The 25,991-nt window shown below is 70.5% G+C and carries 28 protein-coding genes; 10 read left to right on the top strand and 18 right to left on the bottom strand.

The window, feature by feature from the left end:
* Window positions 1-7 precede the first annotated feature (7 nt).
* The 10 genes from H1Q64_RS30520 to H1Q64_RS30565 form a co-directional block, all read right to left on the bottom strand.
* The gene (locus H1Q64_RS30520) at window positions 8-778 is read right to left on the bottom strand and encodes a GntR family transcriptional regulator (protein ID WP_237908076.1); all 771 of its coding nucleotides are present in this window, start codon (window positions 776-778) and stop codon (window positions 8-10) included.
* Between the two features lie 81 nt (window positions 779-859).
* On the bottom strand, window positions 860-2,131 hold the full coding sequence (locus H1Q64_RS30525; RefSeq protein ID WP_237908077.1) for a TRAP transporter large permease: 1,272 nt from the start codon (window positions 2,129-2,131) through the stop codon (window positions 860-862).
* Window positions 2,132-2,159: 28 nt separating this feature from the next.
* Window positions 2,160-2,759, bottom strand: a complete 600-nt coding sequence (locus tag H1Q64_RS30530; protein WP_237908078.1) for a TRAP transporter small permease — start codon at window positions 2,757-2,759, stop codon at window positions 2,160-2,162.
* 14 nt (window positions 2,760-2,773) lie between these two features.
* A complete protein-coding gene (locus H1Q64_RS30535) occupies window positions 2,774-4,162 on the bottom strand; it encodes an amidase (protein WP_237908079.1) in 1,389 nt (462 codons plus the stop codon).
* Window positions 4,159-4,368, bottom strand: coding sequence for a hypothetical protein (locus H1Q64_RS30540; RefSeq protein WP_237908080.1), 210 nt, complete (start codon window positions 4,366-4,368; stop codon window positions 4,159-4,161). The genes H1Q64_RS30535 and H1Q64_RS30540 overlap by 4 nt, the downstream gene beginning before the upstream one ends.
* A gap of 76 nt (window positions 4,369-4,444) precedes the next feature.
* On the bottom strand, window positions 4,445-5,209 hold the full coding sequence (locus H1Q64_RS30545) for a GntR family transcriptional regulator (protein ID WP_237908081.1): 765 nt from the start codon (window positions 5,207-5,209) through the stop codon (window positions 4,445-4,447).
* A complete protein-coding gene (locus H1Q64_RS30550; RefSeq protein WP_237908082.1) occupies window positions 5,206-6,411 on the bottom strand; it encodes a CaiB/BaiF CoA transferase family protein in 1,206 nt (401 codons plus the stop codon). Before H1Q64_RS30550 ends, H1Q64_RS30545 begins: the two co-directional genes overlap by 4 nt.
* A 157-nt stretch (window positions 6,412-6,568) precedes the next feature.
* A complete protein-coding gene (locus H1Q64_RS30555) occupies window positions 6,569-7,744 on the bottom strand; it encodes an acyl-CoA dehydrogenase family protein (protein WP_237908083.1) in 1,176 nt (391 codons plus the stop codon).
* Between the two features lie 23 nt (window positions 7,745-7,767).
* Entirely contained in the window at window positions 7,768-9,174 is a 1,407-nt protein-coding gene (locus tag H1Q64_RS30560) for an MmgE/PrpD family protein (RefSeq protein ID WP_237908084.1), read from the bottom strand.
* 67 nt (window positions 9,175-9,241) lie between these two features.
* Entirely contained in the window at window positions 9,242-9,739 is a 498-nt protein-coding gene (locus H1Q64_RS30565; RefSeq protein ID WP_094306085.1) for a MaoC family dehydratase, read from the bottom strand.
* A 135-nt stretch (window positions 9,740-9,874) separates the two neighbouring features.
* Here H1Q64_RS30565 and H1Q64_RS30570 point away from each other — a divergent pair, with 135 nt between their 5' ends.
* The 3 genes from H1Q64_RS30570 to dctP all read left to right on the top strand — a co-directional run bounded on the left by H1Q64_RS30570 (window position 9,875) and on the right by dctP (window position 13,189).
* The gene (locus tag H1Q64_RS30570; protein WP_237908085.1) at window positions 9,875-10,771 is read left to right on the top strand and encodes an HpcH/HpaI aldolase/citrate lyase family protein; all 897 of its coding nucleotides are present in this window, start codon (window positions 9,875-9,877) and stop codon (window positions 10,769-10,771) included.
* A gap of 53 nt (window positions 10,772-10,824) precedes the next feature.
* Entirely contained in the window at window positions 10,825-12,027 is a 1,203-nt protein-coding gene (locus tag H1Q64_RS30575) for an MFS transporter (protein ID WP_237908086.1), read from the top strand.
* 130 nt (window positions 12,028-12,157) lie between these two features.
* Window positions 12,158-13,189, top strand: coding sequence for a TRAP transporter substrate-binding protein DctP (dctP, locus tag H1Q64_RS30580; RefSeq protein ID WP_237908087.1), 1,032 nt, complete (start codon window positions 12,158-12,160; stop codon window positions 13,187-13,189).
* Window positions 13,190-13,270: 81 nt separating this feature from the next.
* Here dctP and H1Q64_RS30585 read toward each other — a convergent pair whose 3' ends face one another.
* From H1Q64_RS30585 to H1Q64_RS33920, 4 genes are all read right to left on the bottom strand, one after another.
* The gene (locus H1Q64_RS30585) at window positions 13,271-13,975 is read right to left on the bottom strand and encodes an SDR family oxidoreductase (protein WP_237908174.1); all 705 of its coding nucleotides are present in this window, start codon (window positions 13,973-13,975) and stop codon (window positions 13,271-13,273) included.
* Between the two features lie 134 nt (window positions 13,976-14,109).
* Window positions 14,110-14,235 (bottom strand): hypothetical protein, encoded by a 126-nt coding sequence (locus H1Q64_RS33915; protein WP_256380068.1) that lies wholly within the window; start codon window positions 14,233-14,235, stop codon window positions 14,110-14,112.
* A gap of 207 nt (window positions 14,236-14,442) precedes the next feature.
* A complete protein-coding gene (locus H1Q64_RS30590) occupies window positions 14,443-15,573 on the bottom strand; it encodes a glycosyltransferase family 9 protein (protein WP_237908088.1) in 1,131 nt (376 codons plus the stop codon).
* Window positions 15,570-18,209 carry a tetratricopeptide repeat protein gene (locus H1Q64_RS33920; protein WP_269145442.1) on the bottom strand — a complete coding sequence of 880 codons (2,640 nt, stop codon included), beginning with the start codon at window positions 18,207-18,209 and terminating at the stop codon, window positions 15,570-15,572. The genes H1Q64_RS30590 and H1Q64_RS33920 overlap by 4 nt, the downstream gene beginning before the upstream one ends.
* 221 nt (window positions 18,210-18,430) lie before the next feature.
* Between H1Q64_RS33920 and H1Q64_RS30610 the strand changes: the two genes are divergently transcribed.
* From H1Q64_RS30610 to H1Q64_RS30620, 3 genes are read left to right on the top strand one after another with little or no spacing between them, the layout of a single operon-like run.
* Window positions 18,431-19,003 carry an RNA polymerase sigma factor gene (locus H1Q64_RS30610; protein WP_237908089.1) on the top strand — a complete coding sequence of 191 codons (573 nt, stop codon included), beginning with the start codon at window positions 18,431-18,433 and terminating at the stop codon, window positions 19,001-19,003.
* Entirely contained in the window at window positions 19,000-19,428 is a 429-nt protein-coding gene (locus H1Q64_RS30615; protein WP_237908090.1) for a hypothetical protein, read from the top strand. Before H1Q64_RS30610 ends, H1Q64_RS30615 begins: the two co-directional genes overlap by 4 nt.
* Window positions 19,425-19,892 carry a periplasmic heavy metal sensor gene (locus H1Q64_RS30620; protein ID WP_237908091.1) on the top strand — a complete coding sequence of 156 codons (468 nt, stop codon included), beginning with the start codon at window positions 19,425-19,427 and terminating at the stop codon, window positions 19,890-19,892. The genes H1Q64_RS30615 and H1Q64_RS30620 overlap by 4 nt, the downstream gene beginning before the upstream one ends.
* Window positions 19,893-19,896: 4 nt before the next feature.
* Here H1Q64_RS30620 and H1Q64_RS30625 read toward each other — a convergent pair whose 3' ends face one another.
* Both H1Q64_RS30625 and gcvA read right to left on the bottom strand, forming a co-directional pair.
* The gene (locus tag H1Q64_RS30625) at window positions 19,897-20,427 is read right to left on the bottom strand and encodes an ankyrin repeat domain-containing protein (RefSeq protein WP_237908092.1); all 531 of its coding nucleotides are present in this window, start codon (window positions 20,425-20,427) and stop codon (window positions 19,897-19,899) included.
* A 29-nt stretch (window positions 20,428-20,456) separates the two neighbouring features.
* Window positions 20,457-21,377 carry a transcriptional regulator GcvA gene (gcvA, locus tag H1Q64_RS30630; RefSeq protein WP_237908093.1) on the bottom strand — a complete coding sequence of 307 codons (921 nt, stop codon included), beginning with the start codon at window positions 21,375-21,377 and terminating at the stop codon, window positions 20,457-20,459.
* A 117-nt stretch (window positions 21,378-21,494) separates the two neighbouring features.
* On the opposite strand from gcvA, the gene H1Q64_RS30635 reads away from it, so the two are divergent.
* Window positions 21,495-21,719, top strand: a complete 225-nt coding sequence (locus H1Q64_RS30635; protein WP_237908094.1) for a DUF1127 domain-containing protein — start codon at window positions 21,495-21,497, stop codon at window positions 21,717-21,719.
* 13 nt (window positions 21,720-21,732) lie between these two features.
* On the opposite strand, the gene H1Q64_RS30640 is transcribed toward H1Q64_RS30635, so the two are convergent.
* Window positions 21,733-22,644 (bottom strand): MBL fold metallo-hydrolase, encoded by a 912-nt coding sequence (locus H1Q64_RS30640; protein WP_237908095.1) that lies wholly within the window; start codon window positions 22,642-22,644, stop codon window positions 21,733-21,735.
* Window positions 22,645-22,745: 101 nt separating this feature from the next.
* Window positions 22,746-23,141, bottom strand: a complete 396-nt coding sequence (locus H1Q64_RS30645) for a hypothetical protein (protein ID WP_237908096.1) — start codon at window positions 23,139-23,141, stop codon at window positions 22,746-22,748.
* A 191-nt stretch (window positions 23,142-23,332) separates the two neighbouring features.
* On the opposite strand from H1Q64_RS30645, the gene H1Q64_RS30650 reads away from it, so the two are divergent.
* The 3 genes from H1Q64_RS30650 to H1Q64_RS30660 are packed head-to-tail and all read left to right on the top strand — an operon-like array spanning window position 23,333 to window position 25,948.
* Complete coding sequence (locus tag H1Q64_RS30650; protein WP_014200037.1) at window positions 23,333-23,728, top strand: VOC family protein; 396 nt, start codon at window positions 23,333-23,335, stop codon at window positions 23,726-23,728.
* 53 nt (window positions 23,729-23,781) lie between these two features.
* The gene (locus H1Q64_RS30655; RefSeq protein WP_330874662.1) at window positions 23,782-24,348 is read left to right on the top strand and encodes a Twin-arginine translocation pathway signal; all 567 of its coding nucleotides are present in this window, start codon (window positions 23,782-23,784) and stop codon (window positions 24,346-24,348) included.
* 28 nt (window positions 24,349-24,376) lie between these two features.
* Window positions 24,377-25,948, top strand: coding sequence for a GMC family oxidoreductase (locus H1Q64_RS30660; protein WP_237908097.1), 1,572 nt, complete (start codon window positions 24,377-24,379; stop codon window positions 25,946-25,948).
* Window positions 25,949-25,991 lie beyond the last annotated feature (43 nt).

Below are 25,991 nucleotides of genomic sequence, written 5' to 3' on the forward strand. Positions count from 1 at the left end.
GTGTCTCTCAGCGCCGCTGCAGGGACATGGTGTAGCGGAAACCGGCACCCGGATGGGTGTTGACCGCGATCTCCACCAGACGCCCGTCTTCGGTGAAATAGCGCCGGGTGATGACGAGGATCGGCGACTGCGGCGGGACATGCAGGCGCGAGGCGACGTTCAGGCTGGCCGGGGCGGCCTCGATGTCCTGCATCACCTCGGCGATGCGGACGCCGTAGCGCTGCTCAAGCACCGTGTAGATGGCGTACTGCACCACCTCCAGGTTGCGCACCACGTCGGAGAAGGCGGCGTCGATGTAGACCTCGACGTAGGAGAAGGGCTCCGACGTCTCGCGGGTGCGGCGCAGGGCGCTGACGCGGAACCATTGCGTCTCCGGGCGGCAGCCCAGCCGGCCCGCCAGTTCCTCCTCCACGATGATGCGGTCCACCGAGAGGATTTCCAGCCGGGTCGAGGTGGCGTACTGCACCAGCTCGTCCAGGGAACTGATGGAGTTGACGAAGCGCCCGTCGGCACGGCGCGCCGCCAGGACCGAACCCGATCCCTGGCGGCGCAGGATGTAGCCCATCTCCTGAAGCCGGCGCAGCGCCTCGCGCACCGTGTGGCGGCTGACGGCGAAGCGGCTGCACAGCTCCTGCTCGGTCGGCAGGCGGTCGCCGACGGCGTAGGCGCCGGCGTCGATCTCCTCCAGCAAAGTGCGGACGATCTCCTGGTAGAGCGGGGTTTCTGCCCGCTCCGCCGCGCCGCTGTTGTCCTTCAGGCTGTCCGCTTCGTCCGACATCGCATCCCTCATGATGCCGGAAGATGGACGAGCCGGGGCGCCGATGCAACCGGCGTACGAGGATGCTCCGCGAGGGAAGGCTTACGTGAGCAGGACCAGCGACAGGGCCGGGAAGGCGTTGATGGCGACCAGCGCGACAACCCGCATCCCGTAGAAGGGCAGCACCCCCTTCACGATGGAGTGGAGCGGCATCTTGGTGATGCGGCTCATCACGAACAGGTTCAGGCCGACCGGCGGCGTCAGGGTCGCCACCTCCACCAGCGCGGTCATGATGACGGCGAAATGGATCGGGTTCACCCCCACCGCCTGCGCCATCGGGAACAGGATCGGCGCCAGCAGCACGATCATCGACACGCCGTCCAGGAACATGCCGATGACGAGCAGAAGCAGATTGACCGCCAGCAGGAACTCGAAGGGGGAGACCTGCGCCTCCTTGAGCATCGCGGTCAACTCCGCGGACAGGCCGAGGCGGGTCAGCACCGCGGTCAGCAGGCCGGAGCCGAGCAGCACGCCGTAGATCATCACGGTCTGGAGGACCGACTCCCGCGCCGTCTCCCACACCGCGGCAAGGTTGGCGGTGCGATAGACCAGCGTCACCAGCACCACCGCGTAGATGGCGGCGAGAGCCGACACCTCGGTCGGGGTGAACCAGCCCATGTAGATCGTGCCGATGATGAGCACCGGCATCATCAGCGCCCCGGCGGCACCCGGCAGGCGTTGGCCGAAGCCCTTCCAGTCCGGACGCTCGCCGACATGGCCGTAGCCCTTGAGCCGGCTGACGATCAGCGTGGTGACGGCGAGCAGGAAGGCCTCGAACAGGCCGGGCACGATGCCGGCGATGAACAGATCGGTGATCGGCAGGCCGACGATGGAGCCGATCAGGATGAAGGTCAGCGACGGCGGGATCATCAGACCCAGCGTGCCGCAGACCGCCACCAGCGAGGCGGCGAAGCGGGGTGGGTAGCCCTCCTTCGGCATCAGCTTCACCGCCGCCGGGCCGAGCGCCACGGCGCAGGCCACCGACGAGCCGTTGACCGCCGCGAAGAACACGCTGGACATGGCCAGCGCCAGGGCGATGCCGCCGCGGAAGTAGCGGATGATCGTTCCGACCAGCTCCAGGATGACCAGCGCGAGGTTGCCGCGCGACATCAGGTTGCCGGCGAAGATGAAGAACGGGATGCAGACCAGCGCGTATTTGTCCACGGAGTCCCAGGCCATCTGCGCGACCAGGACGACCGGGATGTTGAAGTTGAAGGTCAACAGGCCGACCGCGATGACGCCCAGCGCCAGGGCGATGTGCACGCCCGCGGCCACGAAGAACAGCAGGCTGACGACGGCAACGATGGTGGTCATGGTGTTTCCTCCCTTTTTCAGCCGTCGTTCAGAGATTCTCGCCCTCGACGGGCGGATCGGGGTCGTGGCCCCGCAGCAGCAGGATGATGTTGCCGACGAAGGCGAAGCCGTAGAGCACCCCGCCCAGCGGCAGCACCAGCCGAACCGTCCACAGCGGTAGGTCGAGGTTGGATTCGGTGAACATGCCGATGGCCTGGAGGTGAGCGACCTCCTGGAATCCGGCGATCACCAGAAGCACGCTGAAGGCCAGCCCGATCAGACTGTTCAGCCAGGCGAAGGCCAGCCGCACCCGGTGCGGCATCATGTTCAGCAGCAGGTCCATACGGATGTAGTGGCCGTGCCGCGTGCCGACGCCCAGCGACAGCAGGACGCTCCACACCACCAGGAAGCGGACCAGCTCCTCCGCCCACCAGTGGCTTTCCGACAGGAGGGAGCGGCTGGACGCCTCGTAGAACATGAAGCCGATGGCCGCCATCATCAGGATCGTGGCGACGTTCAGGAGGATGCGGTCCTCGATGAAGCTCCACCAGCCCGGCAGGCCGCGGCCCGGCGACGAGGCGGCATCCTCCGCCTGGGTGTGCGGGGCCGCGGAAGTCGCCGCGGACGTCAATGTATCGGTTCCCGGCATGGGTGGAACTCCCTTCACGAGAAGACCTGTGTCTGGGGAACGCGGCTCAGCCAGCCGGTGGCGCGCTCGTAGGAGTCGGCGATGCGCAGCAGCGTGGCCTCCGCCTGCGGACGCCCGACGAGTTGCATGGCGATGGGCATCCCGTCCGGATCGAAGCCGGCGGGCGTGACGAGCGCCGGCAGGCCGAGGTAGGACACCGGTCGCGTCAGCGCCGCCACGCCGGCGACCACCGCGGCCATCGCCGGCCCGGCGCCCACGTCGGTCTGCGCGGCGGTCGGCACGCGGCTGCGCAGGGCGGGGACGAACAGCGCGTCGCATTGGGCGAAGGGGCCGTCGATCATCGCCCGGAGATGAAGCGCGCGAAGCTGCTTCGCCTGGAGGTAGGAGGCCGCCGGCACCATCAGCCCCTGCAGAAGCCGCGCGCGCACCTGCGGGCCGTAGTCCTGCGGACGTTCGCGCAGCCAAGGCGCATGGACCGCCGCCGCCTCCGGCGTGAAGACGACATTGGCGAGGTCGCCGTAGGGCCCGTGGTCGGGAATATTCACCTCCACGAAGCGGGCTCCGGCGCGCTCCAGCACCGCCCGCGCCTGTTCCAGCGCGGCGGCCACGGCGGGGTCCAGGCCGTCGTAGTAGAATTGGCGCGGGATGCCCAGCCGCAGCCCCTCGACCCCCTGGCCGATGCCGTCCGCGGCGTCCGTCCGCCCGGTGATGACCGAGAACAGCGTCGCCGCGTCCTCGGCGCTGCGGGCCAGCGGACCAACGCAGTCCAGGCTTTCCGACAGCGGCATCACGCCGTCCATCGGCGTCGCCCCCTGCGTCGGCTTCAGACCGACCACGCCGCACAGCGCCGCCGGGAGCCGCACCGACCCGCCGGTGTCCGACCCCAGCGAGCCGAAGGCCAGCCGCCCCGCCACCGCCGCCCCGGAGCCGGAGGAGGAGCCGCCCGTGATGCGGTCGGGGTCCCAGGGGTTGCGGCAGCGCCCGAGATGGGCGTTGTGCCCGGTCGGCCCCATGGCGAACTCCGCCATGTGCAGCGTGCCGAGCGTCACCGCCCCCGCCGCGTCCAGCCGCTCCAGCACCGTGGCCGTCCGCTCCGGGCGGAACCCGCCGCGGATCGTCGGGGAGCCGCAGGTGCAGCGCTTTCCGGTGCGGTAGAACATGTCCTTGTGGGCCAGCGGCACGCCGTGCAGCGGCCCGCGCAGCCGCCCGGCCCGCGCCTCCGCGTCGGCGGCGCGGGCGGCGGCCAGCGCCTCCTCCGGCTCGACCGACAGGAAGGCGTTGAGCGTTGGATTCAGCCGGGCGATGCGGTCCAGGCAGACGTCGGCCAGGGCTTCCGCCCGCAGCGCGCCGTCGCGGACCGCCCTTGCGGCCTCCGTCAGGGTCAGCGATGTGGGATCGGTCATGCCCGCTCCCCGGCGATGAGCGCGGCATGGGCGCCCAGCGGCACGTCGAACAACGAGCCGCCGGGATGCGCCGCCGCCAGCACGCCCGGCACGGCGGCCATCAGGCGCCCGCACAGGGCGGCGTCGGCATCGTCCAGGGTCACCCCCTGGATCCTGGCCAGGGTCCGCGCGCAAACCGCGGCGTCCCCGATGAAGTTTTCCGTCATTCCTTCCCTCCCGTCCGGTGCTGTCCCCGCGCGGCTCTTCCGGCCGTTCGCCGCGGGCAGGGCCTTAATGGCCCCCTTACCCGGATCGTTGCAGCGTCATTTCATAGCGGTATCGTCCGGCCGCGTGGCTGCTGACCGCAACCTCCAGCGCGTTTCCTTCGGCGTCCAGATAATGGCGGATCACCACCAGGATCGGGGTGCCGACCTCCACCGACAGGCGGGACGCCAGGTTGGCGTCCGCCGAGGTGGCCTCGATGGACTGTACGACCTCCTCGATGCGCAGGCCGTAGCGGCTTTCCAGCACCGCGTAGACGGCGACCGGAAAGGTGCCGATGGCCTGGGCCACGTCGTCGAAGGCCGCGGGCAGGAACACCTCGGTGTAGCAGAGCGGAGTCCGCTCCCCCGGCTGGCGGCGCAGCGCCACCACCCGGACCCACGGCGTGTCCGGCGGGGAGCGCAGAAGCTCCGCCGTCCGCCCCTCCACCAGGATCTTCTCCACCGCCAGCACCTCCAGCCGGGTGGAGGAGGCGTACTGCCCGATCTCCGCGAGGCTGGACAGCGTGTTGTGGAACCGCCCGTCGGGCCGGGCGGCGGTCACCACCGACCCCGAGCCTTGGCGGCGCGCGATCAGGCCGAGATCCTGGAGCCGGCGCAGCGCCTCCCGCACCGTGTAGCGGCTGGCGGAGAAGCGCAGGCAAAGCTCCTGCTCGGTCGGCAGCCGTTCGCCGACCCCGACCCGCCCGTCCGAGATGTCGGCGCGCAGCGCCTCCAGGATCTCCTGGAAGCGCGGCCCCTCCGCGGCGGACGGGCGGACGGAGGTCTGGCGAACGGCGGACTTCACAGCGCCCCCTGCTCGCGCAGGGCGGCGATGCGCTCCGGCCCGATGCCGATGCGGCCCAGCACGTCCTCGGTGTCGGCGCCCAACGCCGGGGCGGGGCGGGTGGGAAGCCGCTCGCCGCCGATGCGCACCGGCCCGGTCAGCATCCGCACCTTACCCTTTCCGTCTGGGGCCGACCCGTCCGGGTAGGCGAAATCGGCCACCCGGTCGCTCTCACGGACGAAGGGATTCTCCAGCGACTGGGCGATGTCGAGGACCGGGGCGGCGGGAACCGCGCCGCCGAGGATCTCTACCCACTCCGCCGTGTCGCGCTGGCCGAGCACCTCGTCCAGCAGGACGGTGAGCTGCTCGCGGTTGGCGAGCCGGTCCTTGAAGCTGCGGAAGCGCGGGTCGTCCCCCCATTCCGGCTTGCCGATCTTGTCGCAGAAGACCGGCCAGAACTTCTCCTTGTTGCACATGACGAACAGCCAGCCGTCGCGCGTCCGGTAGAGCTGCGACGGGGTCAGGGAGGGGTGCGCGGAGCGCGGCTCCCGCCCCTGGTTGTGGCCGCCGTTGAGGTACCAAGTGGCGAGATAGGTCATGTTGTGCAGCGCCGTGTCGAACAGGCTGACGTCGACGTCCGAGCCCTTGCCGCTGGCCCGCGCCCCGACCACGCCGGAGACGAGGCCGAAGGCGGTCATCAGGCCGGTCATCATGTCGACCACCGACATGCCGAAGCGGGCGGGCGGGCCGTCCGGCTCGCCGGTGACCGACAGGTAGCCGGCCTCCGCCTGCATCAGATAGTCGTAGCCCGGCCAAGCCCGCCGCGGCCCCGTGCGCCCGTAGGCGGACAGGTGGGCGCAGACGATCTTCGGATTGACCGCCTTCAGATGCTCGTAGGTCAGGCCCAGCTTGTCCGGCAGGTCGCCGCGCAGGTTGTCCAGCACGGCGTCGGCGTGGCGCACCAGCTCGTGCAGCACCGCCATGCCCTCGGGGTGCTTCAGGTTGAGGGTGATGCTGCGCTTGTTGCGGTTGAAGGACTGGTAGAAATGGCTGTTGCCGGGGCCGAAGAAATGGGGGCCGACATGCCGGCCGACCTCGCCGCCTTCGGCGGGATTCTCGACCTTGATGACTTCGGCCCCGAGATCGGCCAGCAACATGGTGCCGAACGGGCCGGCGCCGTATTGCTCCACGGCGATGACGGTGACGCCTTCGAGGGGTAGCACGCGGTGTCTCCCTGATGGGGTGTGCAGGGTGTGTGGTGTGGGCGTGGTCGAGACGGGCCCCCACCCAACCCTCCCCCGCTTCGCAGGGGAGGGCTTTTCTCCTCCCCCTGCAAAGCGGGGGGAGGCCGGGAGGGGGGCCCGTCGCGACCACCCACCCTCACACCGGATTTTGCTCAATCAGCCGCTTGGCGATGATGATGCGCTGGATCTCGTTGGTTCCCTCGCCGATGCACAGCAGGGGGGCGTCGCGGTAGAGCCGCTCCACCACGAACTCCTTGGAGTAACCGTAGCCGCCGTGGATGCGCATGGCGTCCAGGGAATTCTCTACCGCCGCTTCGGAGGCGAAGAGCTTGGCCATGCCGGCCTCGTAGTCGCAGCGCTCGCCGCGGTCGAGCGCCTTGGCCGCCTGCTGCACGAGAAGCCGCGCCGCGGAGACGCGGGTCGCCATGTCGGCCAGCTTCATCGCCACGGCCTGATGCTCGTGGATCGGCTTGCCGAAGGTCTTGCGCTGCTGGCTGTACTTCACCGATTCGTCCAGCGCCGCCTGGGCGACGCCGACGCCGCGCGACGCCACGTTGACGCGGCCCAGCTCCAGGCCGGAGATGGCGCAGGCCATGCCACGGCCCTCGACCCCGCCGATCAGCCGGTCGGCCGGGACGCGGTAGTCCTCAAAGACCAGCTCGGCGGAATCGATGCCCTTGTAGCCCAGCTTCTCCAGCTTGCGGCTGACCTTGAAGCCCGGCCCCTTCTCGGCCAGGAACATCGTCATGCCCTTGTGGCGGGGCTGCGCCGTCGGGTCGGTCTTGACCAGCAGGGCGAAGCAGCTTCCCTGGATGCCGTTGGTGATCCAGGTCTTGGAGCCGTTGATGACGTAATCGTCGCCGTCGCGCTTGGCCACCGTGCGGATGGCCTGCAGGTCGGTGCCGCAATCCGGCTCGGTCAGAGCGAGGCCGCCGCGCAGCTCGCCGGTGGCGAAGCGCGGCAGGAAGGCGGCCTTCTGCTCCTCCGTCCCCGTCTTGGTAACGATGAAGGCCATGATGAGGTGGGAGTTGATGATGCCGGACAGCGACATCCAGACCGACGAGATGCGCTCGATCATCTTGGCGTAGGTGGAGGGGCGCAGGCCCAGCCCGCCGTATTCCTCGGGGATCGTCGCCCCGAAGAGGCCCAGCTCCTTCATCCGCTCGACGATCTCGTCGGGGTAGGTGTCGTCATGCTCCAGCTTCAGGGCGACCGGCCGGACATGGCGGTCGAGGAAGCGGTCCACGCTGTCGAGGATCAGGCGCTCCTGCTCGTCGCGTTCCGCGTCGGTCATGGTGTTGGTGTCGCTCATGGCGTGTTTCCCGGTTTGGATGGTCAGCGGACGGACGGCGACAGCACGGACAGCGAGTCCGCCGCGCGCGGGCTGGCGTCGAGGCCGAGGACGGCGTCGGCGATGCGCGCCGCGGCGGTCTCATGCACGGCCATGGCGGCGTTGCCGCGGTACTTGTCCACGATCTCGGCGTTGGACAGCGGGCGGTCGGCGGCGCCGCGGTTGATGTGCTCGCGGTGACGGAGTTCCCGCCCGTCGTCGAGCGTGATGACCAACTCGCCCGAATAGGCCTTGGGAAAGGGCGAGTCCGGGTCGTGGCGGTAGGACACCTTCGACGCGATGTCGAGGATCGCCGCATCGCCCAGCGCGTCGTTCTCCAGCTCCGCCAGGGTCAGGCGCCCGCGCACCAGCGCGGCGGCGACCAGGAAGGGCACGCTGAACTGCGCGTCGTAGGAGTTGGAGGGCCGCTTCTTGTTGGCCTCCGGCTCGCAGACGGTCTTGACCACCTGTTCGGGCACCAGCGCCTCGATGCGGCGGATGCGCGCGATGTCGAGGCCGTCGCGGCGCAGCTCCAGGGCGGCGTCGACGCAGGCGTGGGTGAAGTGGCAGGCCGGATAGGGCTTGATCGCCGTCGCCATCAGCTCCCACGTCCCGCCGAGGCCGGCGGTGGCGATGCCGAGTTCGGCGCGCCCGGCCTCCTTGCCGAGATAGGCGTTGAACAGGCCGAACCGGCCTTCATAGGGGCGGGTGACGCCGGTGAAGCCCTCACGGGCCAGCGCCGCCGCGGTGATGCCCGCCGCCGCCGCCCAGCCGGGATGCAGGCGCTTGTTCCAGGCCCCGTCCTCCAGGAATTCCAGGCTGCCGCTCGCCATCGACAGAGCGATGCCCTGGGCGGCGGCCAACTGCGCGCGGGTCAGGCCGAGCAGACGGCCGGCGGCCAGCGCGCAGCCGAACACGCCGATCATGCCCGTCGGGTGGAAACCCACCTGGTGGAAGCCGCCGCGCGCCACCGCGCCGAGCCGGGCCGCCACCTCGACGCCCAGCACATAGGCGCTGACCACGGAACGGCCGTCCGCCCCGGTCATCGCCGCCGCCGACAGGACGGCGGGCAGCACGCTGGCGGTCGGGTGGATGACGCCGCCGATGTGGGTGTCGTCGTAGTCGAGACCGTGGCAGAGCAGCCCGTTGACCGTCGCCGCGTCTCGGGCGGGCAGCGAGGCGGGCATGCCGATCACCGGCACCGGCCCCTCCCCCGCCAGCCCGCGCAGGGCGGTCAGCGTCTTATGGGCGAAGTCGTAGCGCGTCGAGGCCAGCGCGATGCCTACGGCGTCCAGCATGTGGTGAGGCGCGCGGGTGCGGACCTCCGCCGGGATGGCGTCGTCGGGGGTGTCGGCGACGAAGGCCGCCAGCGTGGCGGCGATGGAATTGGTGGTCGGATCGGTGGCGGGCATGGTTCCTCCCTCTTGTTCTTCTCGGGCCATCTGGTCTTTCCGGGTTGTCCGGATCAGTCGCCCCGGATCAATCGCCGATGCCGTGGCCCCGCTTGGGGACGAGGCTGGCCCGCTCGAAGGTCACGAAGACCGTGCCGTCGGCCTTGTAGCCCTCGGTGTAGGTGGTCACGATGCCCTGGGTCGGGCGCTTCTTGGATTCGCGGACGTCCAGCACCTTGGAGCGCGCGTAGATCGTGTCGCCGGGGAAGACCGGGGCGACCAGCTTGATCTCCTTCCAGCCGAGGTTGGCGACGGACTTGTAGGAGACGTCGTCCACCGTCATGCCCAGCACCATGGCCAGCGTCAGGCCGCTGTTGACCAGCGGCTTGCCGAACTCCGACTTCTCGGCGAAGGCGTGGTCGCAGTGCATGGGGTGGCGGTTCATCGTCAGCAGGCTGAACTGGATGTTGTCCGCTTCGGTGATGGTCCGGCCGGGGCGGTGCTCGTAGACATCGCCGACGGTGAAATCCTCAAGGTAGCGGCCAAGGTCGGCGACGATGGTCCGCGGTTCCTGAACATCGGGCATGGGCGGGCGTCTCTTGTCTGCAGATCGGAGGGGTGAGTGCGGGGCGCCGATCATTTCAAGGTGACATGTTCAGCGCGTGTGATAGCATGTTGTACGTACAAATAACACGCCCCCTCACCCTTGGAAAGCGTTTTCATGCCCAACAATCCGCAGAACGCAGCAACGGCGCCGGAATCGCCGGTCCGCCGCTCCTACCTGTTCGTTCCCGGCGCCCGCCCGGACCGATTCGCCAAGGCCCTGGGGGCCGGCGCCGACGCGGTCATCATCGATTTGGAGGACGCGGTGGCCCCCGGCGACAAGGACAGCGCCCGCGCCGCCGTCTGTTCCTTCCTGCGGGAACACACCGGCGCGGGCGGGCCGGCGGTTTTCGTTCGAACCAATTCGCTGCGCAGCCGCACCGGCCTGCTCGACATCCTCGCTTTGACCGATCTTCCGGACGGCGCCGCGCCGCGCTGGGCGGGCATCCTGCTGCCGAAAGTGGACGGGGCCGAGGACGTCCGGCTGGCCGCCGGGCTTCTCGACGAGCGCAATCTGCCCGGCGCGCTCGGCGCGCTGATCGAGAGCGCCGACGGGTTGGAGAACGTCATGGCGATCGCCGCGGCCTCCCCCCGTCTGTCCTTCCTGATGTTCGGCGGGGCCGACCTGTCGGCGGAGCTGCGCGTGCCGCTGTCCTGGGAGCCGCTGGTGCAGGCCCGCACCCGAATCGTGCACGCCGCCGCCCGCTTCGGGCTGGACGCGCTGGACATGCCGTGGATCGCGCTGGACGACGAGGAGGGCTACCGCCGGGAGCTGGCGCGCAGCGTCCTGCACGGCTTCACCGCGCGCTCGGCCATCCATCCCAAGCAGATCGTCGCCATTCACGACGCCTACACCCCGTCGCCGGAGGCGGTGCTCCGCGCCGGGCGGGTTCTGTCCGCCTTCGAAGCCGCCGGCGGCGGGGTCTGCGTGCTCGACGGCAAGTTGGTCGAGCGGCCCCTGGTGCTGGGGTCCCATCGAATCCTGGCATTGGCCCGCCGCGCCGGAATGCTGTAGCCAGGGATTGCCTGTTCATGCGCACCGCGCCACCGCCACTTGTACGGACCCCCATGACCACGCAAGAAACCCCGCCCGCCCCCTTTCCCCTGCTGCTGGCGGAGGTGACCAGCGTCCAGACCGTCGCCACCCTGTCGGTCCTGACGCTGGCGACGGTCGCCCCGCTGGCCGCCGCCTCGCTGGGGGTGGGGTCGGAGGCGGTCGGCTACCAGATCAGCGTTATCTACAGCGCCGCCGCGCTGGTGTCGGCCTTCGCCGGTCTGGTGGTCCGCCGCTGGGGCGCCGGGACGGTCGGCGTCCTGGCGCTGGCGCTGGGGCTGGTGGGCTGTTTGGGACTCGCCACCGGGTCCCTGTGGGTCGCGGCGCTGGCGTCGGTGCTGCTCGGCATCGGCTACGGGCTGGTCAACCCGTCCTCTTCCCACCTCTTGAACCGCTTCACCCCGCCGGCCCGGCGCAATCTGGTCTTCTCGCTGAAGCAGACCGGCGTGCCGCTGGCCGGCGTGCTGGCCGGGCTGACCCTGCCGGGAATCGGCGAGATCGCCGGCTGGCGCGGGGCGGCGCTGGCGGTGGCCGCCATGTTCGCGCTGCTGCTGGTCCTCTTCGCGCCGGGCCGCCGGGTGTGGGACGACGACCGCAGCCCCGGCCTGCCGATCCGCGGCAACCTGATGGAGGGGCCGCGGCTGGTCTGGCGGGTCCCGGCACTGCGCGGCTTCGCGCTGATGGGCTTCTTCTTCTCGGCGATCCAGCTGTCGCTGATGGCCTTCACCGTGAGCATGCTGGTGCACGACCTGCACTGGTCCATCGTGTCCGCCGGGCTGGCCGTGTCGGTGATGCAGGCGGCGGGGGCGGCGGCGCGCATCGGCTGGGGGTTGCTGGCCGACCGGCTGCGCTCCGGCGTGGCGGTGCTGGGCGGGATCGGCATGCTGTCCGCCAGCGCCGCATTGGCCACCGCCGGTCTGGGACCGAACTGGCCGGTGCCCGCGGTGATCGGCGTGCTGACGGTGTTCGGCATCGCCGCCATCGGCTGGAACGGCGTATTCCTGGCGGAGGTGGCGCGGGTCGCGCCGAAGGGAACGGCCAGCACGGCGACGGGCGGTGCCCTGATGTTCACCTTCTCCGGTGTGGTCGTCGGGCCGGCCCTGTTCGCCACCCTGTTCAACACGGTCGGCAGCTACGGTGAGACCTTCGCCCTGATGATGGCCTTCCCGCTGGCCGGGGCGGCAGCCGTCCTGTTCTGGTCCCGCCGCAAAAGCTGACGGTGGCGCTCACCGGCCCATCGCACAGAGTTGTCCGTACAATAATGTTGGCATGCCGCACTGTTTTCCCCTATGATCGTTCGGACAAGCGGGCCAGAAGCGTCCGAACGCAGTCATGGGAGGGAAGCCAATGTTCAATCCGTCACTCTTCAGGCCATTCTGGGCGAAGACGCTGCTGGTCGGAATGACCGTGGCCGGGCTGGCCGCCGGGACGCCGGGACAAGCCCGCGCGCAGGCGGCGCCGGTCGAGATGGTGATGACGGACGAGATCGCGACGTCCCACTGGACCGCCAAGATGATGGACGAGTATGCGGCCCTCATCGAGGAGCGCTCGAAGGGCCGCATCAAGCCGAAGGTCTTCCATTCCGGCACGCTCTACAAGGACAAGGACGCCGTCGCCGCCCTCGGGTCGGGCGCCGTGCACATGGTCTGGCCGGTCAGCGTGCAGCTTGAGAGCATCGCCCCGCAATACGGCGTGGTGAATCTGCCCTTCGCCGTCACCGACGCGGCGATGTCCAAGCCGGAAACCGCGCAGGAGGTCTCCAAGCTGCTGTCCGGGCTGGTGTCCGACAAGGGCATCCGTGTCATGGGGCTGATGCGCACGGCCGACCTGATCTTCCTGTTCAAGGACAAGGAGGTCGGCTCCGTCGGCGACCTGAAGGGCAGCAAGATCCGCCTGACCGGCGGGCGCGTCCTGCAGCTGCTGATGCGCGACTTCGGGGCCAGCCCGGTGTCGATGCCCGCCTCCGAAATGGCGGCGGCGCTGATGCAGGGGGCCATCGACGGCATCTACACCTCCGCCGGCGGCTGGGAGATGGTCGGCACCAACGCCGCCAAGGTCGCCTCGCTGGTGCCGGGCATGAGCCTGCTCACCTACTCCGTCCTGGTTGACGACAAGTGGATGAAGGGCCTGCCCGACGACCTGCGCCAGGTGGTGGAGACGACCACCAACGAGATCATCGCCAAGCAGTGGCAGCGCGCCATCGACGCCGACAAGAAGACCATGGACCAGATGATCGCCCAGGGCGGGCGTCTGGCCGTGGCGCCCGAGGCGGAGCAGGCGAAGTTCCGCGAGATCGCCAACAAGGTCAACCAGGACTATGTCCGGCGCTACCCTGAGGTCTGGAAGCAGTATCAGGCTATCGTCGGCAACAAGAGCTGAGGCGATCCCCCTCGCTTCACCTCGCGGTGCGGGCGGCGTTCCGGAAGGGGCGCCACCCGCACCGATTTTTTTTATGTGTGCTCAGACCGACCGCATGAGGCCGCCGTCCACCCGGATGTTCTGACCGGTGATGTAGCCGGCCCCGTCGGAGGCGAGGAAGGCGACGGTCGCCGCGATCTCCTCGCTCTTGCCGTAGCGGGCCATCGGCACACCCTGGCGCCGTTCCTCCGTCGCCGGCAGGCTGTCGATCCAGCCGGGCAGCACGTTGTTCATCCGCACATTGTCGGCGGCGTACTGGTCGGCGAACAGCTTGGTGAAGGAGGCCAGCCCGGCCCGCGCGACGGCGGAGGTCGGGAACATCGGGCTCGGCTCGAAGGCCCAGGCGGTCGAGATGTTGATGATCGTCCCGCCCTTCTGCCCGACCATGACCGGGGTCACCAGCCGGACCGCCCGGACGACGTTCAGGAAATAGACCTCGATCCCCTTGTGCCAGTCCTCGTCGGTCAGATCCAGCAGGCCTTTTCGCGGGCCGTGGCCGGCGCTGTTCACCAGCGCGTCGATGCGGCCCCAGCGCTCCATCGTCCGGCTCACCAGACGCTCCAGATCCTCGGCGGACTGGTTCGAGCCGGTCACGCCGATCCCGCCCAACTCCTCCGCCAGAGCCTCGCCCTTGCCGGAGGAGGACAGCACCGCGACCTTGAATCCGTCCGCCGCGAGGCGCCGCGCCGCCGCGGCCCCCATGCCGCTGCCGCCCGCGGTGATGATGGCAACCTTATCGCCCATGATTCGTCATCCCTCTCCTGCCGGAACGGTTCGTCCGTTCCTTCTCTCCTCCTGTATCGCACCGGACGCAGGACGGGGCCAAGGGAAGCGTGCGCGTGCCGTCGGGAGCCGAAAGGGCGGCGCCGGAATCGGACCGGTCAGTGGGCGAGCAGGAAGGCCAGCGAGGCGACCGGAGCCACGGTGACGAAGCCGACGGCGACGAAACGCTCGACCGGGCTCCAGGACGCCCAATCCCGCTGAAGCGAGGACAAGAACGACTTCATGATCCCTCACGGACCGGCTGATGTTGCAATGCATATAAGATACGGTTTCCGAGCGCGTTCGTGCCAGGGGCGTGGCTTCCGTATCGCGAAATATCGGGGAGTGATGCAGCGCTGCCACAGGCCGGAAAGCGGCACTCCGAAAGGGCTTTGCCGGGCCGGCGCCGTCAAAGGTTGCCCATCGGCCACAGGGACCGACGGGCAGGCGGTTCAGGGCGACGCGCCGCCGCTCCGGCCGAACAGGGCGAGGATACGCGCCGCCGCCATGTCCGGCGGGATCGAGGCAATGCAATGCGCCTCGGCCGCCATGCAGCTGTCCGCCGCGCAGGGCGCAAGCGCCGCCGCGGGCCGCAGCACCAGCGCCCGCGCGCACCAGGGGCGGAAGCGTTCCGGCGCGTGGAAGTGGTTGGGGTCCCCACCCTCCGGATGGCAGGAGAAGACGGCGACCGGCACGCCCACGGCGGCTCCCAGATGGGCGGGGCCGGAATCCATGGCGATCAGCCCCGCCGTCCGCTCGATCACCGCCGCCGCCAAGCGCAGCCCGGTCCGCCCGGTGAGGTCGGTCACCCGCCCCGGCAGGGCTGCGGCAATCCGCTCCGCCGCCGTCCGCTCCAACTCCGTGCCGAGAACCGCCACCCGCGCGCCGAGCGCGATCGCCACCACGGCGACCACCGCCGCCAGCCGGTCCACGGGGTATTCGCGCCGCGCGGCGGCGGCTCCCGGCGCCACGGCGATGATCCGCTCCCCCACCGCATCGGCCAGCCGGCGGGCGGCCTCTGCCCGGTCCTCAGCGGTGAGATGCAGTTCCACCCCGTCCCCGTCCGGTTCACCGCCGGCGAAGCGCAGCAGGGCGAGGTTCTGCTCCACCTCGTGGCGGCCCGGCGGCGGCGTCAGCCGGTGGGTGTAGGCGCGGTCGAAGCCGGCGTTGCCCGACGCCTTCCAGGGCGTGACGGCCTCCGAGAAGCCAAGGACCGCGCGGGCGCGGCTGTTCGCGGCGAGCGCCGTGGCGCCGTGGCGGTCGAAATCGTAGCGAGGGACCAGCGTCAGATCGAAGCCGGCGCGGAACGCCTCCGCGAAGGCCGCCGCACCGCCCGGCGTGACGCCGCGCAGGTCGATCCCCCCACCCGGCTTCGGATGGGGCGCCACCACCGCGTCGACATGCGGGCAGGTCTCGGCGAGGTCGGCCACGGCGGGGCGCACCGCCAGCACGATGCGCGCCTGTGGCGCCGAGGCCCGCAGACCGCGCAGAAAGGGTGTGGCGAGCACGAAGTCGCCCGCCTCGTCCAGCTTCACCACCAGGATACGCCGGGCGGACGAAAGGTCGAAGACGGCGTCCGTCATGCCGCGCTCATGTCGATGCGGGCGGGCGGCAGACCGGCGCACCAGCGCCGCCACGCCATGCGGTAGCCGGCCTCCACCGCCCGGACGTACCCCGCCTCGTCCATCAGCGGGGAGCGCGCCATCCGCTCGCGCAAGCCCGCGCGCTGCGCCTCCAGGAAGGCGTGGTCCGTGGCCAGCCGGACGGCGAGCGCCACGTAATCGTCCTCGCGCTCCACCACCAACGCGCCCAGCCCGACGCTGCCCAGCATCGTGGCGCCCCAGCGCGAGATCATCGCCTCCCCCGCGATGGACAGCACCGGCACCCCCATCCACAGCGCGTCGCAGGTCGTCGTCCCGCCGTTGGCGAAGACGGGGTCGAGCGCGCAATCGAGCAACCGGTAATCCTCATAGGGGTCCGGGGCGGTGCCGCGCAGCAGCAGCCGCGACTCCTCAACCCCATGGGCGGCGAAGGCGTCCAGCACCCGCCGCGCCACCCCGCCACCGGACAGCCCCCGCCATTTCAGCATCAGCCGCGCCTCCGGCACCGCCGCCAGCACCCGCCCCCACAGCGCCAGCGTGGAGGCGTTCAGCTTGGTCAGGTTGTTGAAGGAGCCGAAGGTGAACACCCCCGCCGTCTCCACCGGCGGACCGGCCGGCGGTGCCGCGGCGGACTCCGCGGGGCGGTAGCACAGCACGCTTCCCGGCAGGCGGATCAGCTTTTCCGTGTGCAGGGCGTCCGCACCCGTCGCGGCGAAGCGGTGATCGGAAAACTGGTAGTCCATCGCCGTCAGCCCCGTCGTGTTCGGGTAGAGCGGCAGGCTGACCTGGATCGGCGCCGGGCGGCGGATGAACAGCGGCATGCGGTTGCGCGACATATGCCCGCCGCAATCCACCAGCACGTCGATGCCGTCCACCCGGATCAGGCGCTCCAACTCGCCGTCCGGCAGGGCCGCGACGGCGCGCCAGCGGTCGGCCAGCGCGGCGAAGCGGTCCGTCGCCGCGTCCTTCGGCAGGTCGGCGTAATAGCAGGTTACCTCCACTGCCGACCGGTCGTGGCCCTCGATCAGCGGCAGCAGGAAATGGTAGCCCGGCCCCGGGTAGCGCTGGAAATCCGGCGACAGATAGCCGACGCGCAAACGGCGCTCCGGATCGCGGTCCACCGCGGCGAAGCGAGGGACGGCGGGCGGCACCGGCATCACGGCGCGTTCGAACCGCCGGTGCTCCTCGAACACCGCGCCGAGGTCGACCCCTTCGGCAAAGCACAGGCAGAACAGCAGGTTGGAGCGCACCTCCGCGTCCTGCGGCGCGCGCTCCAGCGCGGCGCGCAGGGCGGCCACCGCCTCGCCATGGCGGCCGAGCGCCATCAGCGCGACGCCCAGGTTGGAACTGGCCAGCACCTCCCGCTCCGCCGTGCGCAGGGCCAGCGCCCGCCGCAGCAGGGTGAGCGCCTCGTCGAAGGCACCCGCGTCGATGGCGTGGGAGCCGAGGTTGGTCCAGCCGGCCGCCCCGTCGGGCTGCAAGGCCGACGCGCGACGGAACCACGCCCGCGCGGCCTCGGGACGCTTGGCCCGGTGCTGGACGGCCCCGGCGTTGAGGGCGTGGCCGGCCTCCTCCGGGTCGGCGCGGACGGCGCGGCGGGCGGCGGCGGCAGCCTCCTCTTCCCGTCCCAAGGCCGACAGCGCCATGCCAAGCCCAGTCAGCGCCGTCCCGGAGTCCGGGGCCAGCGCCAGGGCGCGCCGGTAGCAACGCGGCGCCGCCGCAGGATGCCCCCGCTCCTGCCAGAGGTTGCCGAGCACCAGCAGGGCGTCGGGGGCCGGGGCCAGCGCCGCCGCCCGCTCCAACCACGCCGCCCCCTCCCGCCAGGGTCCTGTCGCGGCCAGCGCCGCGCCCAGGATCTTCGCACCTTCGCCGTGGGCCGGCTCTACCGCCATCAGCCGACGACCGGCCTCCGCCGCGCCCGACAGGTCGCCCAGCGCATGGCACAGGCCGGTCACCTGCTCCCGCGCCTGGACGAGCAGCGGCGCCAGAGCTACGGCGCGGCGGAAGGCGGCAAGCGCATCGCGCGGGCGCCCGGCGTCGCGCAGGGCGGCGCCCTGGTTGTAGACCGCCAGCACCTCGCCGGGGGCAAGCGCCGACGCCCGCCCGTACCAGTCCGCCGCCGGACCGGGCCGTCCCAGATCGTACAGCGCGTCGGCCAGCGCGTTGGCGGCCTCCCCATCCTCCGGCAGAAGGACCAGCAGGCGACGGAGGGCCCGCGCCGCGGCCTCCGCCCGTCCCAGTTTGACGTGGGCGGCGGCCTCCAACCGGTGATGATCGAGGGTCAGCGGGTCGAGGCGGGCGGCGTGGCCGTAGGCATCCGCGGCATCCGCCCAGCGCCCCACCGCCTCCAGCACGCGGCCCAGGTTGAGGCGGAAGACCGGCTGGGCGCCGTCCTGCGCCACCGCCTTGCGGATCAGCGCGATCCCGGATTCCGGATCGCCGGTCTGCGCCGTCAGCAGGCCCAGCAGATGCAGCGCGTCGCACTGGTCCGGCATCTGGCGCAGCACCCGCTCGTAGAGGGGCCGCGCCTGCGCCAGCCGTCCGTTCTGGTGATGGACGACGGCCTGCGCCAGCGTCTCCTGGAGCGTGGCGGGGGATGAATCGCGGCTGGCGCTCATGACGGTCCGTTCGGCTGGCCCCTGGACAGGGCGTCGGGGGGCGCAGTGTAGCGCGCCAGCACGACCACGGGTACGAATGGCTTGATGCCGTCGGGATCATCCGGCCGCAAATTTCCGATCCGGACCGCGCAGGAGTTCCCGACCGACCGCGTATCATTGGCCACAAGGCGCGCCGAGGCCGGATGGAATTCGGTGCCTGGGAAGGAGCAGAGGATGGCCGCGTGGCGGTGATCGACGAGGATGACGACGAATCGCTGATGGCCGAAACGGCCACGGGAAACCGGGCGGCCTTCGACCGGCTGACCCGCCGTCACTTGCGCCGGAGCCTCGCGCTCGCCCGCCGGGTGGTCGGCAACGCGAGCGACGCGGAGGAGGTCGTGCAGGACGCCTTCCTGCAGATTTGGACTCACGCCGACCGCTGGCGCGGCGACGGGACCCGCTTTTCCACGTGGCTCTACCGCATCGTCGTCAACCGCTCGATCGACTACCGCCGCCGTAAGAGCTTCCAGCCCCTGAACGACGCCGTGGAGATCGTCGACCCGGCCATCGGCGCCGACGGGCTGCTGGAGGAGCGCCAGCTCGGTGCTGCGGTGGACGCGGCGATCGCCGCCTTGCCGGAACGGCAGCGGGCGGCGCTCAGCCTGTGCTACTACCAGGAGATGAGTTGCGCGGAAGCATCGGAGGTTCTTCACGTTTCGGTCTCGGCCATGGAAAGCCTGCTGGTCCGGGCGCGGCGCATGGTCCGCACCCGTCTCAACTCCCTGATCCGTCAGAAGGACGGCGACGAGAAATGACACTCAAAGAGTTCAAGCGCTTCGCCGACCTCTACGGCGGCGACATCGACCGCTGGCCCAGGACGGACGGCGTCGATGCCCTGATCCTTCTCGAAAACTCCGCCGAGGCGCGGGCCATCCTGGCCGACGCCGCGGCGCTGGACGCGCTGCTCGACCGCGCCGCCCCGGCGGTGGAGGAGAGCAGCGTGCAGCGGGTGATGGACGGCATCGCGGCAAGGCTGGACGCGCCGGCGGAGGCCGCCCCCGTCCCTTGGAGCCTTTCGGCCCCGCCCATGCGCTTCTGGCCGACCGCGGGTTTCCTCGCCGCCATGGGCATGGTGGGCTTCCTGGCCGCCGTCCAGGGCATCCTGCCGGTGCAAACCCCCCAGGCGAACGGTTACGCGGAGGTGGTGGTGACCAGCAGCTATCTGGGAGCGATCCGATGAGCCGGACCATCGGCGGTCCCACCGCCCCGCGCCGCTGGCCCTGGTATCTTCTGGTCGGCTCGCTCGGCATGAACATGCTGCTGGGCGGCATCCTGGCCGCGCAGGCGCTGCACCTTCTGCCCCCGCCCCCACCGCCCGATCCCGGCCAGGGGATCGCGCGTCTGGTCGAACGGGCGGAGCGGGAACTGTCCCCCGCCGACGCAGCGGTCCTGCGCCGCGGCTACGAGGCGGAGCGCGCGACGATCAACCGCATGCACGAGAACATGGAGTCGATGCGCCGTCGGCTTCACGACAGCATGCAGGCCCCCGCCTTCGAGCCGGAAAGCCTGCGGCGCGCGCTCGAACAGGCCCACGCCGCCGAGGCCGACCTGCGCGGCCGTCTGGACAACCGCGCGATCGAGGTGCTCAGCCAACTGTCCCCCGAGGGACGCCGCAAGCTGCTGGAGATGGGACCGCCCCGTTAAGCCGTCAGGCCGCCTCCCCGCCGGGCGCCAGCCGGGCGGCGGCGTTCGCGGCCCCCATGGCGAGCGCCGCCTCGCGGGCGGTCAGACCGCGGGCGTCCCGCGCGTCGGGGTCGGCGCCGCTGACCAGCAGAACCTCCACCATGTCCACACGGTCGAACATGGCGGCGGTCATCAGCGCCGTCCGTCCGTCCGGCCCGCAGCCGTCCACCGCGGCCCCCTCCTCCAGCAGAACGCGCAGCACCGCGCCGTCGCCCTTGAAGGCGGCGGCGGCCAGCGGCGTCTGCCCGCGGTCGTTCGCCAGTTCCGGATCGGCGCCGTGGCGCATCAGGTTGCGGGCCAGCTCGGCATGGCCATGATAGCTGGCCAGCATCAGCAGGCTGTCGCCCTTGTCGTTGCGCAGGTTGGCCGGCAGGCCCATCTCCAGCAGCTCGGTCAGTTCGGCGGTGCCGCCGGAGCGCGCCCAGTGGAACAGCTTCCCGGCGAAGGCGATGGTGTCCTCGTCGAGTTCCCTGCGCGGCTCCCCCTGCGCTCCCATGGCGGCGCTCCCCCGATCAGGATCTGGGCTCAAACCGGGGAAACAGCCGCCGCAGCGCTTTGTTGCGCCATCTCGTCGCGCGCCTCCTCCAGCAGCCAGCCGCGGAAGGCGGCGACGGCGGGGCGGTCCTGCATTCCCTCCGGACAGACGAACCAGTAGCTGCCGGACGACGCCTCGATCTCCGGGAAGGGCAGGACGAGCCGCCCCGCCGCCACGTCCTCGGCGCACAGCATGCGGTCGGCGACGGTGGCGCCCATCCCGGCGGCGGCGGCCTGCATCGCCGGGTCCATGGCGTCGAATACCGCGCCCTGCCGCAGCGCCTCGAAGAAGGGCAGCCCGGCCGCGGCCAGCCAGGCCCGCCAGTCCTGCCCCTCCGAACAGCCGTGCAGCAGCGTGATGGCGCCGAGGTCCATCGGCACCCGCAACCGCTCCGCAAGGGCCGGCGGACAGACCACGGTCAAGCGCTCCGGCAGCACCTCCACGGCGGAGAAGCCCGGCGGCACCTCCCGGCAATAGGGAATGGCGGCGTCGAATTCCTGCGGGTCGAACTCCAACCCGCTGCTCCAGGCGACGGTCACCCGCACCTGCACGTCGGGGTGGCGCGCCTGGAAGCGGACCAGTCGCGGCATCAACCAGCGGATGCCGAAGGAGAAGGCCACCCTGATCCGCAAATCACGCCCCCGCGCCGCCAGCCGCGCCGCCGTGCCGGCGATGCGGTCGAAGGACTCCGACAGCACCGGCAACAGGGCGCGTCCGTCGTCGGTCAGTTCGACCCGGCGGGTCAGCCGCCGGAACAGCGGCACGCCCAGCCACTCCTCCAGCCCCATGATCTGCCGGCTGACCGCACCCTGCGTCACGCACAGCTCGTCCGCCGCCTTGGAGAAGCTCTCGTGGCGGGCCGCCGCCTCGAAGGCGCGCAGGGCGTGAAGGGGCGGCAGGGCACGCCGCATGGGACGCTCCATGGATGACTTTCGCTCATCCATCTTATGAGAAAGCATGGTTTGTCGTCCAGGCACCGACGCGCGATTTTCCAGCTTCGAGGAATGACCGACCGGCGGGAGGGCCGCATGACGAGCATGAGCGGAACGCACGACAAGCGGCGCAGCGGAACGACCGCCGGCCCCACCACCAGCCCCACCGCCGGCTCCTGGCTCGCCCGCCTGAACGGCTGGCGGGAGCGGCGGGCGTTGCGCCGCGCTCTGGCCCGGATGGACGCGCATCTCTGGGCCGACCTCGGCTTCGACGAGGCGGCGGCGCGCGAGGAAATGGGCAAGCCGTTCTGGAAAGGGTGAACGGACCGGCGGCTCAGGGCGACCGGTAGGCGCTGCCGTCCTCGGCGCGGGCGGGTGCGTCGACGTAGGTCCCGTGGTCCGGCACGGCGATCCGGTCGAAATCGCGGGCAAGCTCATGGAGCGCCGCCCGCATGCCGCTTCCCCGCATGGCGGGACCGTGGCCAGTGACCGCAAGTTCGGGCTCAAGCCCCGCCAGCAGCGCCACCGAGTCCCGCGCCTTCTGCCAATCCGTCGTGTAGTACATGGGCGGACCGTGCATCTCCGGGTCCTGGACGGCCACCGCGTAGGCGGATTCCTGGCGGGTCGTGATGAAGGCGTCGCCCGCGATGAGGCTGCGGTCCGCCGCGCGCCAGAAGGAGACGTGCCCGGGGCTGTGCCCCGGCGTCGCGAGCCAGCGCCATCCCGGCATACCCGGAATGCTGCCGTCCTCCGGAAGGCGGCGCAGCCGGCCACCCACATTCACCGGCCCGCGGGGGTAGAGCGGCGCCATCAGGGACATCAGGCCGCCGCCGACCGACGGATCGGGCGGCGGATAGGACGCGCTGCCATCGAGATAGGGATGCTCCAGCCCGTGGGCGTAGACGGGCGCTTCCCAGCGCTTGGCCAGCTCTTCAAGGGCGCCGACATGGTCGAAATGCCCGTGGGTCATCACGATGGCCGCGGGTCGCGAGTCCGGCCCGAACCGCTCCTCCGCCGCCCTGGCGATGAGGCCCGCCATGCCCATGATACCGGCGTCGATCAGCACCCACTGCCTGTCACTGGGCCGGTCGCCGCCCCCCGGCGCGCCGACGAAGACGACGTTGACGATGGCGAGCCGCCGGTAGGCCAGATCGGGGGCGATCTCGTGCATGCCGTCGTCGCGCGCCCGGTCCCGCTCCGGATCGTCGGCACGCCCCGCGGAATCGAGAGGGATCTGCCGCGCCATGCGCCGTCCTCCGTGCTGCGATGGGTGAGGGTCGGCACCACTCACCATTCGTAGGCAAACTGAAGGTGCCGACGATGGTTCCCCACGCAGGGTGGTGGCGGCTACTCCATTGGCTGATCGAGCGGGCGGCCCAGCGCCCCACCCGCCGCCGCCCCCAGGGCGCAGCCCAGCGCCGCCGCCGGGCCGGTCGCCGGCAGGGCGGCCCCGCCGGTCGCCGCCCCCGCAGCGACGGCGCCCGTCGCCCCCATCGCCCCGCCGGTCAGACAGCCGAGCGTCAGCCCCGCCACCGTATGCCGGTTCTGGTACAGCAGGGCGCCGCCGAGGATGATCGCGCGCTCCGCCCCGTCGCGCAGCCCGCCCGCACTGTCGGACAGCCAGCCACGCCATTCCGCCCGCCCCTCCGATGCTGGCGACGCGGCCTGGGCCACCGGTGCGGCCATAAGCACCAGCGTGGCGAGGCCCGCCGCGGCGAGGGGACGGCACGTCCTGTGTCGCATGGGAAGCTCCTTTTTCCAGGCCGTGAGGATACGCCATCGTGGCCGGAACGCCGTCCCGAAAGCAGGGATGAGCGGCCGCCGGCCGGGCTACCCCCTTCGCGTCGGGCCTGTAGTAGATACTTACTGCCACGCTGACAATCCGTCTCACTAACATTCATGCTGGAGCCACCAACCGGAACGGAGCCAGCCCCATGGCCAAGGCCATCCACATGATGATCCGAGTCCTCGACGAGGAACGGTCGCGGGATTTCTACGCCCGCGCGTTCGGCCTGGAATGCGCCGACCGCTACGCCTTCGACGGCTTCACCCTGGTCTATCTGCGCAACGCCGAAAACGACTTCGAGATCGAGCTGACCATCAACCACGGCCGCAGCGAACCCTACGCCCACGGCGACGGCTACGGCCATCTGGCCGTCTGCGTCGAGGATCTGGACGGGGAACACCGGCGCTTCACCGCGCTCGGCTACGGCCCCAACCCGATCAAGGAGTTCGCGCGGGACGGCGCGCTGATGGCCCGCTTCTTCTTCGTCCAGGACCCCGACGGCTACAAGATCGAGGTCCTGCAGCGCCACGGCCGCTACCGCTGACACAGGCGCGGCCCCCTCGAAGCAAAAATCATAATCGGTCTTGGGAGGAAGCCATGCGTTCTCCGACGAGCACAACAGCAAAACCCGTCCCGAACCCCACCATGCACCGGCGCGCCTTCCTGGCGGCCTCGGCCACCGCCGCGGCGGCGACGGCCATCCTGGTGTCGGGCGGGGCGATCCTCTGCCCGCGCGAGGCCTGGGGGTATGAGACCAAGGCGCTGGCGCCCGACACCATGCGCTCGCTGATCCGGGTGTCGCGGGACATCTACCCGCACGACCGGCTGGCCGACCGCTTCTACGCCGTCGCCATGAAGGCGCAGGACGAGAAGGCGGCCGCCGACGCCGCGCTCAAGGAGCTGTACGAGTCCGGCATGGCGAAGCTCGACCGGCTGGCCAAGGCCAAGCACGACGCGCCCTACGCGGAGGTCGGCTGGGAGGCCGACCGGGTCCGGCTGCTGCACGAGATCGAGGCCGATCCCTTCTTCCAGACGGTGCGCGGCGGGCTGGTCACCGGGATCTACAACAACCAGGAGGTCTGGCCGCTCTTCGGCTACGAGGGCGAGAGCGCGGCCAAGGGCGGCTACATCGACCGCGGATTCAACGACATCGAGTGGCTCTGACCACCGTCCCAGGAAGGATGTTTCAGCCATGGCAGCGAAATTCGACCTGAACGACGACAGCGTCGTGGTGATCGTGGGCTCCGGGGCCGGCGGCGGCACGCTGGGCACCCAACTGGCGCTGAAGGGCATCAAGACGGTGATCCTGGAAGCCGGCGGCCGCCACAACATGGAGGATTTCCAGAACGACGAATGGGCCAGCTTCGCCCAGATCTCCTGGCTCGACCCGCGCACCACCTCGGGAAGCTGGCGGGTGTCGCGGGATTTCCCCGGCCTGCCGGCCTGGATCGTCAAGGCGGTCGGCGGCTCCACCGTGCATTGGGCGGGTGCGGCGCTGCGCTTCCAGCCGCACGAGTTCAAGACGCGGACCGCCTACGGCGAGGTCGCCGGCGCCAACCTGCTGGACTGGCCGATCACGCTGGAGGAGCTGGAGCCCTGGTACGCCAAGGCCGAGGACCGCATGGGCGTCACCCGCACCAACGGCATCCCCGGCCTGCCCGGCAACAACAACTTCAAGGTTCTGAAGGCCGGCGCCGACAAGATGGGCTACACGGAGTGCCACACCGGCAACATGGCCATCAACTCGGCGCCCCGCGACGGGCGCGGGAGCTGCCAGCAGATCGGCTTCTGCTTCCAGGGCTGCAAGTCCGGAGCGAAATGGTCGACCCTGATCGCCGAGATTCCCAAGGGCGAGGAGACCGGCAAGCTGGAGGTCCGCGCCAACGCCCAGGTGCTGAAGATCGAGCATGACGCCAAGGGCAAGGTGACCGGCGTCGTCTACGCCGACAAGGACGGGGCGATCCAGCGCCAGAAGGCCCGCATCGTCGCGGTGGCCGGCAACTCCATCGAAAGTCCCCGGCTGCTGCTGAATTCCGCGTCCTCCCTGTTCCCGGACGGTCTCGCCAACTCCTCCGGACAGGTGGGGCGGAACTACATGCGGCACATGACAGGCTCGGTCTACGGCGTGTTCGAGAAGCCGGTGCGCATGCACCGCGGCACCACCATGGCCGGCATCATCCGCGACGAGGCGAAGAACAAGCCCGACCGCGGCTTCGTCGGTGGCTACGAGATCGAGACCCTGTCGCTCGGCCTGCCCTTTATGGCCGCCTTCCTCGACCCCGGCGCCTGGGGGCGGGAATTCACCTCGGCGCTCGACGGCTACGACCACATGGCCGGCATGTGGCTGGTCGGCGAGGACATGCCGCAGGAAAGCAACCGCATCACCCTGCACGCCGACAAGAAGGACAAGTTCGGGATGCCCGTCCCCAACGTCCATTTCGACGACCACCCCAACGACGTCGCCATGCGCCAGCACGCCTACCGGCAGGGCATGGCGCTGTATGAATCGGTGGGGGCGACCCGCAGCTTCCCGACGCCGCCCTACCCGTCCACCCACAATCTGGGCACCAACCGGATGAGCGGGAAGGCAAGCGACGGCGTGGTAAACAAGTGGGGCCAGACCCACGATGTGGCGAACCTGTTCGTCTCCGACGGCTCGCAGTTCACCACGGGCGGGGCCGAAAATCCCACCCTGACCATCGTCGCGCTGGCGCTGCGGCAAGCCGACTACATCGCCGGCCAAATGGCCAAGAACGCGATCTGATCGCTGCTCTGTCCCATTATTCGGGATGCTCCGCGGATTACAG

Source organism: Azospirillum brasilense, assembly GCF_022023855.1.
Classification (GTDB): Bacteria; Pseudomonadota; Alphaproteobacteria; order Azospirillales; family Azospirillaceae; genus Azospirillum; species Azospirillum brasilense_F.

Excerpts from the sequence above, each read along its gene's own strand:
- H1Q64_RS30530 (WP_237908078.1), bottom strand. The coding sequence starts at position 2,759 with ATGCCGGGAACCGATACATTGACGTCCGCGGCGACTTCCGCGGCCCCG.
- dctP (WP_237908087.1), top strand. The coding sequence starts at position 12,158 with ATGTTCAATCCGTCACTCTTCAGGCCATTCTGGGCGAAGACGCTGCTG.
- H1Q64_RS30645 (WP_237908096.1), bottom strand. The coding sequence starts at position 23,141 with ATGCGACACAGGACGTGCCGTCCCCTCGCCGCGGCGGGCCTCGCCACG.
- gcvA (WP_237908093.1), bottom strand. The coding sequence starts at position 21,377 with ATGCGGCGTGCCCTGCCGCCCCTTCACGCCCTGCGCGCCTTCGAGGCG.
- H1Q64_RS33920 (WP_269145442.1), bottom strand. The coding sequence starts at position 18,209 with ATGAGCGCCAGCCGCGATTCATCCCCCGCCACGCTCCAGGAGACGCTG.
- H1Q64_RS30525 (WP_237908077.1), bottom strand. The coding sequence starts at position 2,131 with ATGACCACCATCGTTGCCGTCGTCAGCCTGCTGTTCTTCGTGGCCGCG.
- H1Q64_RS30655 (WP_330874662.1), top strand. The coding sequence starts at position 23,782 with ATGCGTTCTCCGACGAGCACAACAGCAAAACCCGTCCCGAACCCCACC.
- H1Q64_RS30615 (WP_237908090.1), top strand. The coding sequence starts at position 19,000 with ATGACACTCAAAGAGTTCAAGCGCTTCGCCGACCTCTACGGCGGCGAC.
- H1Q64_RS30620 (WP_237908091.1), top strand. The coding sequence starts at position 19,425 with ATGAGCCGGACCATCGGCGGTCCCACCGCCCCGCGCCGCTGGCCCTGG.
- H1Q64_RS30565 (WP_094306085.1), bottom strand. The coding sequence starts at position 9,739 with ATGCCCGATGTTCAGGAACCGCGGACCATCGTCGCCGACCTTGGCCGC.
- H1Q64_RS30560 (WP_237908084.1), bottom strand. The coding sequence starts at position 9,174 with ATGCCCGCCACCGATCCGACCACCAATTCCATCGCCGCCACGCTGGCG.
- H1Q64_RS30660 (WP_237908097.1), top strand. The coding sequence starts at position 24,377 with ATGGCAGCGAAATTCGACCTGAACGACGACAGCGTCGTGGTGATCGTG.
- H1Q64_RS30640 (WP_237908095.1), bottom strand. The coding sequence starts at position 22,644 with ATGGCGCGGCAGATCCCTCTCGATTCCGCGGGGCGTGCCGACGATCCG.
- H1Q64_RS30635 (WP_237908094.1), top strand. The coding sequence starts at position 21,495 with ATGACGAGCATGAGCGGAACGCACGACAAGCGGCGCAGCGGAACGACC.
- H1Q64_RS30650 (WP_014200037.1), top strand. The coding sequence starts at position 23,333 with ATGGCCAAGGCCATCCACATGATGATCCGAGTCCTCGACGAGGAACGG.
- H1Q64_RS30575 (WP_237908086.1), top strand. The coding sequence starts at position 10,825 with ATGACCACGCAAGAAACCCCGCCCGCCCCCTTTCCCCTGCTGCTGGCG.
- H1Q64_RS30535 (WP_237908079.1), bottom strand. The coding sequence starts at position 4,162 with ATGACCGATCCCACATCGCTGACCCTGACGGAGGCCGCAAGGGCGGTC.
- H1Q64_RS33915 (WP_256380068.1), bottom strand. The coding sequence starts at position 14,235 with ATGAAGTCGTTCTTGTCCTCGCTTCAGCGGGATTGGGCGTCCTGGAGC.
- H1Q64_RS30590 (WP_237908088.1), bottom strand. The coding sequence starts at position 15,573 with ATGACGGACGCCGTCTTCGACCTTTCGTCCGCCCGGCGTATCCTGGTG.
- H1Q64_RS30555 (WP_237908083.1), bottom strand. The coding sequence starts at position 7,744 with ATGAGCGACACCAACACCATGACCGACGCGGAACGCGACGAGCAGGAG.
- H1Q64_RS30520 (WP_237908076.1), bottom strand. The coding sequence starts at position 778 with ATGTCGGACGAAGCGGACAGCCTGAAGGACAACAGCGGCGCGGCGGAG.
- H1Q64_RS30540 (WP_237908080.1), bottom strand. The coding sequence starts at position 4,368 with ATGACGGAAAACTTCATCGGGGACGCCGCGGTTTGCGCGCGGACCCTG.
- H1Q64_RS30625 (WP_237908092.1), bottom strand. The coding sequence starts at position 20,427 with ATGGGAGCGCAGGGGGAGCCGCGCAGGGAACTCGACGAGGACACCATC.
- H1Q64_RS30570 (WP_237908085.1), top strand. The coding sequence starts at position 9,875 with ATGCCCAACAATCCGCAGAACGCAGCAACGGCGCCGGAATCGCCGGTC.